The organism is Aedoeadaptatus urinae (assembly GCF_900155585.1).
GTDB classification, from domain to species: domain Bacteria; phylum Bacillota; class Clostridia; order Tissierellales; family Peptoniphilaceae; genus Aedoeadaptatus; species Aedoeadaptatus urinae.
Genome location: NZ_LT707418.1, coordinates 117,417 through 128,079 on the forward strand (window position 1 = coordinate 117,417; position 10,663 = coordinate 128,079).

The window sequence follows — 10,663 nt, forward strand, 5'->3', positions numbered from 1 at the left end:
TTAGGTAAAATTGAGATGAGGTGCAGAATGGCAATACTTTCACAGCTTTTTAAATATATCTTCATTCTGATTATATACTTGTTTATTTTTACAATCATTCGCATGATCTACTTAGATATACGCTCCATGCAATCCTTGGAAATAGGAAAAGATGAAGCGTATTTGAAAGTAGTGAATCGATTGGATTCGCTGAATTTTAAAATGCAGGAATATTACGTCTTGCGCGGCTTAACGAAATTGGGCCGAAGCAGTAAGAATGACATCGTCATTAAAGATAATTTCGTTTCAAAAAATCATTTGCTCATTGAAAAGGAAAACGGCCATTACTATATTCGCGACTTAAACAGCGCCAACGGAACCTTTTTAAACGGTCAAACCCTTCATGAAAAAACGGAATTGAAAAACGGCGATCGCATCGGCGTCGGCTTTATTCAGTTTTTATTTGTCGACCAAAGTAGGTGATACAGTGGATAATAAAATCTTCAGACGTCCGCGAGATATCCTTCTCGTTTTTGAAATTTTGTCCATCGCATTGGTTTTTTACACCTACGAGGGGCATCTGGATCGCCAGTTGTTATTTTTAACCGGCGGTCTTATTTTTGTCATCTACATTTCTAATTTTATCCTCGGTAAAATCACCACCGGCGATAATTATATTTTCCTTATCGTCTCCCTGCTATTGACCATCGGGATAATCACGATTTTCCGAATCGAACCGGAGACGGGGATTAGGCAGCTACAGTGGGCATTTATCGGGGTATTGTTTTTTTACGCCACCTATTTTCTCGTTCGCGTCGTGCCCCATGTGGAGCGCTACGGCTCCTTGGCTTTGGTGATCAGTGTCCTGTTGTTTTTATCGACTCTGATATTCGGCAATACCGTGCGGGGCGCGAGAAACTGGCTCAGTATCGGATCATCCATCGTCTTCCAACCGACGGAGTTCATTAAGATCCTACTCATGTTTATTTTAGGCAGCTTTTACAGTAATTACGAGAAATACAAGAAATACCCCTACACCAGTTATATTATTATGGCAATTATTTACTTTTTCGTCCTGCTATTATTTATTCAACGGGATTTAGGGACGGCCGTGCTGTTTATGGCCATGTATATTGCCATTCAATTCGTTTACGACCCGGATATTAAGGCGTTTTTCATCAACCTTGGCCTTTTGGCTCTGGGGGGCGTGCTGGGCTACTTTCTTTTCGGTCACGTGCGAACCAGAATCGACATATGGCTTGACCCCTGGACTTACGCTTACAGCACCGGCAGACAAATTGTGCAATCTCTTTTTGCCATTGCAGAAGGGGGATTTTTCGGTGCCGGGATCGGCTTCGGTCATCCGGAGTTAATTCCCGTCGCCGTATCGGACTTTATCTTCCCGGTTATTTGCGAGGAAATGGGCCTTTTTGCAGGATTTGCCATTATCCTTCTATACATTCTTTTAATCTACCGCGGCATTAAGATCGCCTTGGAGCAAGAGTATAAGTTTTATCGCATGTTGGCTATTTCTGCGACGGTGCTCATATCCGTGCAGGCCTTTCTGAATATCGGCGGCGTCATTAAGCTGATTCCCATGACCGGGATCACGCTGCCCTTCATGTCCTACGGCGGTAGCTCGATCTTGTCCAGCTTTATTGCCCTAGGTATATTACAGGTCGCATCGGAAGACTTGTCTTGGAAATATGAGCGTGAAATTATGAAAGACGAGGTGAGCAATGAACCGAACGGAAAATAAGCACATCATTGTTTTGCTCGCCGGATTGATCCTTTTATTTTTAAGCTGCATTGTCTATTTGACTTACTTTTATTTCTTCCAAGCGGAGGAAGTAAAGAAGAATCCGTCGAACCGTCGGAGTTATATTGAAGAGGCTCAAATTAAGCGCGGGGACATTTACGATCGCAACGGCGAGGTACTTGCCACCTCGAAAGGGGAGCCGGGAAATTACCGCAGGGAATATGCCTATCCCATTTTGTATTCTCATATTATCGGCTACTCCCATCCCTCTTTAGGAAAGAGCGGTTTGGAATCTTCTTACAACGATTATTTGTTGAATCGAAACGGAAACCGTACCTTAAAGGCCATATCCGACATGATTCGCTCGAAAAAACAAGACGGCAATTCCTTGATTCTAACCATCGACACCCAAGTCCAATCCAAGGCGCGGGAAATGCTGGAAGAAAATGCGGAAAAAGGCAGCATCGTGGTTATGAACCCGAAAACCGGGGAGATCTATGCCATGGTCTCCTTGCCCGATTTCAATGCATCGACTATTGCCCAGGATTGGAACGAGCTGCAAAAGAATCAATCCGGCGCATTGCTGAATCGATCCATTAATGGTCGCTATCCGCCAGGGTCCACCTTTAAGCTTATAACCGCATCGTCTCTGCTTGATCAGGATCGCATCGATTTAAACTATGAGGATAATGGCTCTCAAGTCATCGACGGTCGGACGTTTAAAAACGCGGAAGGCGCACAATACGGCTCCGTGGATCTAAAAGAGGCTTTGGTTAAGTCCATCAACACTTATTTCGTCGATAAGGGCTCAAAATTAGGAAAGGACAAATTAGGAGGAGCCGCCGATAAATTTTATTTCAACAGCAAAATTCCCTTTGATCTGCCCGTGTCGGTTTCGGTCTTCGATTATAAAAAGAATTTGCCGAAAACGACTTTGGCCGCGTCGGCCATCGGACAGGGGGATGTTTTGGCGACGCCTCTTCACATGGCCATGGTGGCATCGGCGGTGGCCAACGACGGCAAAATGATGCAGCCTATTTTGGTAAAAGAGGTGGAAAACTCAAAGGGGTCGGCAATTGAAGAGAAAGAACCGAAGGTATTGATCGAATCCACGACGCCTGAGATTGCAAAGAAACTGACCAAGTATATGGTCTCCGTTGTTCAAGACGGTACAGGCCGCAGAGCCGCTTTAAGAAGAACTCAGGTCGCAGGCAAGACCGGCTCGGCAGAAAATGCATCCGGCGAAAACCACGCATGGTTTATCGGCTTCGCACCGGCGGAGGATCCGCAAATCGCCGTGGCCGTCATCGTCGAGCAGGCGGGCAAATCCGGCGGCAGTGTGGCTGCGCCTATGGCCCGAGACATTATCGCCTATGCTTTAAACAATATCGACTTCAATGCCTCCGACATTCATTTGGAGGATGACGATGATTGATCGCGAGGTTTGCGTGATGATTGCTGCTGCCGGCATGGGCAAGCGCATGAATTTAAAGCAGAACAAGCAGTATCTTCCCATTCACGGAAAGCCCATGGTGCGACACACCATCGAAATATTTGACGATATGGATGAAATTTCCTTTCTCGTGCTTTTAATTCGCGAAGGCGAGGAAGCCATGATGAAAGAAATTCTTGAAGACATGGACTTAAGTCACAGCATCTACATGGTCGTCGGCGGCGATGAGCGTCAAGACACTATTTGGGAAGGCCTTCAGTTTTTAAAGGACTGGAACGGCATTATCCTTACTCACGACGGCGCCAGGCCCTTCGTCACGAAAGAAGAAGTACTGGCGGTGATTGAGGGAGCCGAGGAAAGCGGCGCCTGCTGTCTGTCCACGCCGATGAAGGACACTGTAAAGATCAGCGAGGACGGTAAGTGGAGCGGTGTCACACCCGATCGCTCGAAGCTCTATGCCATACAGACGCCACAGGGCTTTCAAAAGGATATTTTGGTCCGCGCCTATGTTCAGGCCTATGACGAAGGCTACTACGGAACCGACGATTGTTCACTGGTGGAAAAGACGGGTCGAAGGGTGAAGCTGATTCGCGGCTCCTATAACAATATTAAACTCACGACGCCGGAGGATTTAATCTTTGCCGACGCCATTTACACAGACAGGAAGGGCTCATGAGAATCGGAATCGGATACGACGTCCATCAATTAGTTGAAGGAAGAAAGCTGATTCTCGGCGGTGTGGACATACCTTATGAGCGCGGGCTGTTGGGTCACAGCGACGCTGACGTTCTCGTTCACGCCATCGAGGATGCTATTCTCGGCGCCTTGGCCTTGGGAGATATCGGGAAGCTTTTTCCGGATACGGACCCGGCCTACAAGGACGCCTCCAGCATTGAAATGCTGAAGCAGGTCATGGCTCATATAAAGGAAAAAGGGTTTGCCGTCGGCAATATCGACGCCACAGTCATTGCCGAGAAGCCGAAGCTGGCGCCGTATATTTCCGCCATGCGGGAAAATATCGCAGAGGCTTGCGAAAAAGATTTAAGCGCCGTTTCGGTTAAAGCAACGACCAGCGAAAAAATGGGGTATGAAGGTAGAGGAGAAGGTATGACCGCCATGGCGGTGGTGCTTTTGGAATCCTCGGAAAAGAAAGGACGATAAAATGTTAGTTACGGGAAAACAAATTTTACAACACGCAGATGATCACGGTTATGCCGTCGGCGCTTTTAATGTCAATAATATGGAAATCATTCAGGCCATCGCCCAAGCGGCTGATGAGCTTCGCGCTCCGGTTATTTTACAAGCGTCTCAGGGAGCCATTAAATACGCAGGTGTCGAATACATTACGTCCCTGGTAAAGACCACGGCCCAACAAATCGATGTACCCATGACCTTGCACTTGGACCACGGCACGGATTTTAACGAGATCATGAGCTGCATTCGCAACGGCTTTACCTCCGTTATGATCGACGCATCGAAGCACGAGCTGGAAGAAAACATCCGCTTAACGAAGGAAATCGTAAAAATCGCTCACGCTGTCGGCGTTTCCGTGGAAGCGGAGCTGGGTAAAATCGGCGGAACGGAAGATCAAATCGTCGTATCGGAAGCGGAAGCTACTTATACCGATCCTGAAGAAGCCCGCATTTTCGTCGAAGAAACCGGTGTCGACTCTCTGGCCATTGCCGTCGGCACGGCACACGGCGTTTATAAAGGCGAACCGAAAGTGGACATCGACCGCATTCGAGAAATCGATCGAGTCGTCAGCGTGCCCTTGGTTCTTCACGGCTCCAGCGGCGTTCCCTATGACACCTTGGAAAAGGCCGTCGGCGCCGGGATTCGCAAGATCAATATCGACACGGACATTCGTGCCAGCTTCGCCGGTGCAGTCAAGGCCTTTGTTGCCGAAAATCCCGACGAAATCGACCCGAGAAAGATTTTGAAGCCTGCCCGTGCAGCCATGGCCGAAACGGTAAAGGAAAAAATCAAAGTCTTCGGCAGCGACGCAAAGGCTTGGAAATAATGAAATTTTTCATCGATACAGCGAATATCGCTGAGATTAAAGAAATCGAAGCCTGGGGCGTATTGGACGGCGTGACCACGAATCCTTCCCTAATCGCCAAGGAGAAGGATGTGGTCTTTGAAGATGTCATCGAAGAGATCGCATCCCTCGTCGACGGGCCAATCAGTGCGGAAGTGACGGCTGCGGATTCCGAGGGCATGATTGCCGAGGGTAAAAAGCTCGCCGCCATTCATAAAAACATCGTCATTAAGGTGCCTATGAACGAAGAAGGTCTGAAGGCCATTCGTGCCCTTAAAAAAGAGGGCATTCGTACGAATTGCACCTTGATCTTTTCCGTGAACCAAGGCCTTTTGGCCATGGCGGCCGGCGCTTCCTTTATCAGCCCCTTTATCGGACGACTCGACGACATCGGTCACGACGGCATGGAATTAGTACGGGACCTTGCGGAGGTTATGGATTATTACGGCTACGACTGTGAGATGATCGCCGCAAGCATTCGCCATCCGCTTCACGTAAAAGAGGCGGCAGAGGCCGGTGCCCATATTGCCACTGTGCCTTACAAGGTATTTAAGCAGATGCTGAAGCATCCCCTGACGGACAAGGGAATCGATCAATTTAACAAGGATTTTGAAGGGACGAAGAGAGCCAATGGATAGAGATCTCAGTTTAAACTTAGCAAGGGTAACGGAAGCGGCCGCTTTAAACGGAGCGCGCTTTCTCGGAAAGGGCGACAAAAACGGCGCCGACGGTGCTGCCGTCGATGCCATGCGCCGCATGTTTGATACGGTTCACATTCGCGGAACCGTGGTCATCGGTGAAGGTGAAATCGACGAAGCGCCCATGCTTTACATCGGCGAAGAAATCGGCACGCGCCATCAATCCGACGATGCCGTAGATATTGCCGTAGACCCTATTGACGGAACGACGGCCATCGCCAACGGCATGAACAATGCCATTGCCGTCGTGGCCGTGGCGCCGGAGGGTTGCCTGCTACACGCGCCGGACGTCTACATGAAAAAAATCGCGACGGGGCCGAAGGCAAAGGGTGCCATCAGGTTGGAAGACTCCGTGGAAGAAAATATTCACCGCGTCTCAGAAGCCATCGGTAAGTCGCCTGAAGAAATGACGATTTCCGTTCTCGATCGGCCGAGACACGACGATTTGATCAAACAAATCCGTGCCACCGGCGCCCGCATTAAAAAAATTAAAGACGGCGATATCGTCACCGCCATTTACACTTGCTTTGAAGAGAGCGGTATTGATATGATTATGGGCATAGGCGGCGCACCGGAGGGCGTCATTGCAGCGGCGGCTTTAAAATGCTTAGGCGGCGACTTTCAAGGAAGACTTGTGACCTTTGACGATGCGCAAAAAGAACGTGTCGCAAAAAGCGGCGCCGACCCCGAAAAGATCTTCACCATCGAAGATTTAGTAAAGGGTAACGACGTGATCTTTGCCGCTACCGGCGTGTCCAACGGCGATTTACTGAAGGGCGTTCGCTACATGAAGGACAATAAGGCGACAACGCAATCCTTGGTCCTGCGCTTGCCCTCAAAGACCGTGCGCTTTATCGACAGCGTACACGATTTGAAGAACAAGCCGGAATACGCAAAGTAAATTGACAAAAAGAAGAAAGTATGCTATCCTATAAAAGTTAGTAATACGAATTAAATTTTTAAGGAAAGGAGTGTGGACAGATGAAAAAAGGTATCCATCCCGAATACAAAGAAGCTACGGTCACTTGTGCTTGTGGCAACACCTTCAAGACGGGCTCTGTAAAAGAGGATTTAAAAGTGGAAGTTTGTTCCGAATGTCATCCTTTCTTCACAGGACGTCAAAAGTTTACTGATACGGGCGGACGTATTGATAAATTTAACAAAAAATATAAAAGATCATAAAAGACGGCCCGTGAAAGCGGGCCTTTTTTTTAAGGAGTTTCACTAATCTATGAACGAATCCTTTAAGACGACCATCGGCGGACAAGCCCTTATCGAAGGGGTGATGATGCGGGGACCTTCCAAGACTGCCTATGCCGTAAGGAAGCCCGACGGAGAGATCGCCCTTCGCACGGGAAAGAATAAAAGCATCGCCGACAAGTATCCCGTTTTAAATTGGCCCGTGTTGCGCGGTGCCGTGAAATTAATCGAGGCCATGGTTATCGGCGTCGATGCCATTATGTATTCCGCCTCTTTTTGGGAAGAGGAGGAAGGGGAAGAGGACGGCTTTTTTAGAAAACACTTCCCTGAACACGGCGAAAAGCTGGAGCAAATTTTTACGGTAGCGTTTTCGTTTCTGTTAGCCGTTATCTTTTTCATGGTCCTTCCCAACGCGCTGGCCACCTTCTTCCAACGCAATATTGAAAGTTCCTTTCTGCTGAATCTGGTAGAAGGAGTTTTTCGCATCGGAATCTTCTTTGCCTACATGGCTATAATTTCCAAACAAAAGGAAATCGGCCGCGTCTTTGAATACCACGGAGCGGAGCATAAATCCATCGCCTGCTACGAGGCCGGTGCACCTTTGGAGGTGGAGGAGGTACGGAAGTATTCTCGCCTGCATCCCCGCTGCGGAACCAGCTTTTTATTTATGGTATTGATTTTATCGGTAATCATCTTATCCTTCTTCGGCTGGCCATCTTTTATCGGTCGCATCCTCGTGCGCATCTTGATCTTCCCCGTTATCGCCGGGGTCAGCTATGAGGTCAATCGATTGATCGGCAAATACGACACGCCTCTTACCATGGCCCTGCGCTATCCGGGGCTCATGATTCAAAAGCATTTCACCGTTCGTGAGCCGGACGACAGCCAAATTGAAGTGGGTATCGCCTCTTTAAAGGCGGTTCTTCCCGAAGAAGGGGAAAGTGATCTATGGAAGTAAAAGAAGCCTTTGACGAGGCTTGTGCGGCCTTAAAAGGGGATCGCCGCCGCGCATACCTTGTGTTCGACGCTCTCTTTCAGCTGGATCAGAAGGCCGTGCTTCTTTATCCGGAGAAGAATCTGAATCAATCTGAAGTTTCAGGGCTTCGTCGAGTGATCGGCGATATGGCAAGTGGAAAGCCCATGGCCTATGCTTTGAAGCAGGAATATTTTTACGGCGAGAAATTTTACGTCGATGAGCGGGTCTTGATTCCCCGCTACGATACGGAAAGAAGCGTGGATTGCATGAAGTCCTTGGCACCGAAGGCCAAGCGCATTCTTGAAATCGGCACAGGCTCCGGCTGTGTGGCCATTACACTGGCCCGGCTTTACCCCGAAGCGGAGGTTCACGGCGTAGATATTTCCGCCGATGCTCTGGATGTAGCCGCATTAAATGCAAAAAACCACGGCGTGAAAAACGTGTTGTTTACAGAATCCGATCTTTTTTCCAAGGTTCGGGAAACTTACGATATAATCTATTCCAATCCGCCGTACATTACCGCAGACGAAATGAATAATTTAGATAAAAGCGTCGTCGATTACGAGCCTGAGCAGGCGCTCTACGGCGGCGTAGACGGATTGGATTTTTACCGGAAAATCACGGCCGAGGCACCGAATTTTTTAAACGACGGCGGTTACTTGGTTTTTGAGATCGGTGCCAATCAGAGAGAAGACGTGGAGAAATTATTACGCGAACATCATTTTTCGGCCGTCGGTTGCGAGAAAGATTTCAGCGGCTTGGATCGCGTCGTTTATGGGAGGATAGAATATGTTTGAAAACTTATCGGTTTATGAGGATCGCTATAAAGAATTAAACGATATGATGATGGATCCGAAGGTGCAAAGCGACAGTAAATTGCTTCAAAAAACGGCCATCGAACACGCGGAGATCGAACCAATCGTAAAAAAATACAGAGAATATACCGAAACCTCCGAAGCCATCGCCGAAAACAAGAGCATGTTTGACGAAAAAATCGACGACGAGATGCGGGAGCTGGTAAAAGAGGAATTGAAGATGGAAGAAGAGCGCTTGGCCAAAATCGAAGAAGAGCTGAAAATTCTCTTGATTCCCAAGGATGAAAACGACGATAAAAACGTCATTGTCGAAGTGCGCGGCGGTGCCGGCGGCGACGAAGCGGCTCTTTTTGCCGCGGTCCTCGTGCGCCAATACATTCATTATGCCGACAATCATAACTGGAGGTCGGAGCTGATGTCCAGTAATGAAAACGGCATCGGCGGTTTTAAGGAAGCCATTCTTTTGATTCAAGGCAAGGGCGCCTATTCTCGTCTCAAATACGAATCGGGGGTTCACCGTGTGCAACGCGTGCCGGAAACGGAATCCTCTGGTCGAATCCATACATCGACGGCGACGGTTATCGTCATGCCGGAAATCGACGATGTGGAAATCGAAATCGACCCCAACGACGTGCGCGTCGACGTGTTCCGTTCCTCCGGAAACGGTGGCCAGTCGGTCAACACCACGGACTCCGCCGTTCGCCTGACTCACGAACCGACGGGGATCGTCGTCAGCTGTCAGGACGAGAAGAGCCAATTGAAAAACAAGGACAAGGCTTTTAAAATTTTAAAGGCGAAGCTTTACGACATGGAACTTCAAAAGCAGGAAGATGCCGTCAGCAAGGAAAAGAAATCCCAAATAGGCTCCGGCGATCGCTCTGAACGCATCCGCACATATAATTATCCCCAGGGTCGTGTGACGGATCACCGTATCAATTACACCAGTCACCGCATCGACGATATCAATAACGGGGACCTGGACGATCTCATCGATGCCTTGACGGCAGCGGATCAAGCGGCGAAAATACAAAGCGTGGAATAAGCCTTTAGCGGTCGCTCGTAAACTTGTCTTATTATCAATTACATGATATGATTAGCAAGTCAAAAAGCAACAAGATATAAGGAGGCATTATTATGCACGCAATGACTCAAGACAACTTAAGAAGCGCTTTTGGAGGCGAAAGCCAAGCACATATGCGTTACGGTATTTGGGCAAAAACCGCTGCCAAAGAAGGTTTCCCCAATGTCGAAAGACTCTTTAACTGCACCGGCGAAGCCGAAAGAGTCCACGCCAATCTGCACTTCAAGGCCATGAAAGATATTCACGGCGATTTCCCCGTCACCAGTATGGCAGGCTTCGGAATCGGAAGCACCTCTGAGAACCTTCAAAAGGGTATCGATGGCGAAACCTTCGAATTTACGGAAATGTATTCCGCATTTATCGAAGTAGCTAAGATGCAAGGGGAAAAAGAAGCGGTTAAGGCGATGCAATTTGCTATCGAAGCTGAAAAGATTCACGCCGTTCGCTACGAAGAAGCTAAAAAGGCAGTTGACGCAGGTAAAGACTTGGATGCAAAAGACATCCTTCTCTGCCCCGTTTGCGGTTACATCACCTTCGACGCAAACGAAGAAGAATGCCCCATCTGCCACACCAAGTCAAAGGCCTTCGTCGCTTACTAAGATCTGAAAAGACATCTTCGGATGTCTTTTTTTCATGCCCGAAATTTCAATTTCAACTATGGTAT

General features: G+C 48.4%; 13 protein-coding genes. All 13 read left to right on the forward strand.

What is annotated here, in order from left to right; all coding sequences use genetic code 11:
• The first annotated feature begins 27 nt into the window (after positions 1 to 27).
• A complete protein-coding gene (locus BQ7397_RS05725) occupies positions 28 to 462 on the forward strand; it encodes an FHA domain-containing protein (RefSeq protein ID WP_077075155.1) in 435 nt (144 codons plus the stop codon).
• Positions 463 to 466: 4 nt separating this feature from the next.
• Positions 467 to 1,738 carry an FtsW/RodA/SpoVE family cell cycle protein gene (locus tag BQ7397_RS05730; protein WP_077075156.1) on the forward strand — a complete coding sequence of 424 codons (1,272 nt, stop codon included), beginning with the start codon at positions 467 to 469 and terminating at the stop codon, positions 1,736 to 1,738.
• Positions 1,719 to 3,173: a peptidoglycan D,D-transpeptidase FtsI family protein gene (locus tag BQ7397_RS05735; protein ID WP_077075157.1), complete on the forward strand. Its 1,455-nt coding sequence runs from the start codon at positions 1,719 to 1,721 to the stop codon at positions 3,171 to 3,173. Before BQ7397_RS05730 ends, BQ7397_RS05735 begins: the two co-directional genes overlap by 20 nt.
• A complete protein-coding gene (gene ispD / locus BQ7397_RS05740; RefSeq protein WP_077075158.1) occupies positions 3,166 to 3,867 on the forward strand; it encodes a 2-C-methyl-D-erythritol 4-phosphate cytidylyltransferase in 702 nt (233 codons plus the stop codon). Before BQ7397_RS05735 ends, ispD begins: the two co-directional genes overlap by 8 nt.
• Positions 3,864 to 4,352, forward strand: a complete 489-nt coding sequence (gene ispF / locus BQ7397_RS05745) for a 2-C-methyl-D-erythritol 2,4-cyclodiphosphate synthase (protein WP_077075159.1) — start codon at positions 3,864 to 3,866, stop codon at positions 4,350 to 4,352. The genes ispD and ispF overlap by 4 nt, the downstream gene beginning before the upstream one ends.
• Position 4,353: 1 nt before the next feature.
• Complete coding sequence (locus BQ7397_RS05750; RefSeq protein WP_077075160.1) at positions 4,354 to 5,211, forward strand: class II fructose-1,6-bisphosphate aldolase; 858 nt, start codon at positions 4,354 to 4,356, stop codon at positions 5,209 to 5,211.
• On the forward strand, positions 5,211 to 5,867 hold the full coding sequence (gene fsa / locus BQ7397_RS05755; protein WP_077075161.1) for a fructose-6-phosphate aldolase: 657 nt from the start codon (positions 5,211 to 5,213) through the stop codon (positions 5,865 to 5,867). Before BQ7397_RS05750 ends, fsa begins: the two co-directional genes overlap by 1 nt.
• Positions 5,860 to 6,828, forward strand: coding sequence for a class II fructose-bisphosphatase (glpX, locus tag BQ7397_RS05760; RefSeq protein ID WP_077075162.1), 969 nt, complete (start codon positions 5,860 to 5,862; stop codon positions 6,826 to 6,828). Before fsa ends, glpX begins: the two co-directional genes overlap by 8 nt.
• Before the next feature lie 80 nt (positions 6,829 to 6,908).
• Positions 6,909 to 7,109, forward strand: coding sequence for a 50S ribosomal protein L31 (rpmE, locus tag BQ7397_RS05765; RefSeq protein WP_068458125.1), 201 nt, complete (start codon positions 6,909 to 6,911; stop codon positions 7,107 to 7,109).
• A 49-nt stretch (positions 7,110 to 7,158) separates the two neighbouring features.
• Positions 7,159 to 8,085: a DUF1385 domain-containing protein gene (locus BQ7397_RS05770; protein ID WP_077075163.1), complete on the forward strand. Its 927-nt coding sequence runs from the start codon at positions 7,159 to 7,161 to the stop codon at positions 8,083 to 8,085.
• Positions 8,076 to 8,900 carry a peptide chain release factor N(5)-glutamine methyltransferase gene (prmC, locus tag BQ7397_RS05775; RefSeq protein ID WP_077075164.1) on the forward strand — a complete coding sequence of 275 codons (825 nt, stop codon included), beginning with the start codon at positions 8,076 to 8,078 and terminating at the stop codon, positions 8,898 to 8,900. The genes BQ7397_RS05770 and prmC overlap by 10 nt, the downstream gene beginning before the upstream one ends.
• Positions 8,893 to 9,960 carry a peptide chain release factor 1 gene (prfA, locus tag BQ7397_RS05780; RefSeq protein WP_077075165.1) on the forward strand — a complete coding sequence of 356 codons (1,068 nt, stop codon included), beginning with the start codon at positions 8,893 to 8,895 and terminating at the stop codon, positions 9,958 to 9,960. The genes prmC and prfA overlap by 8 nt, the downstream gene beginning before the upstream one ends.
• Positions 9,961 to 10,052: 92 nt before the next feature.
• Entirely contained in the window at positions 10,053 to 10,598 is a 546-nt protein-coding gene (locus BQ7397_RS05785) for a rubrerythrin family protein (protein WP_077075166.1), read from the forward strand.
• Positions 10,599 to 10,663: the final 65 nt, after the last annotated feature.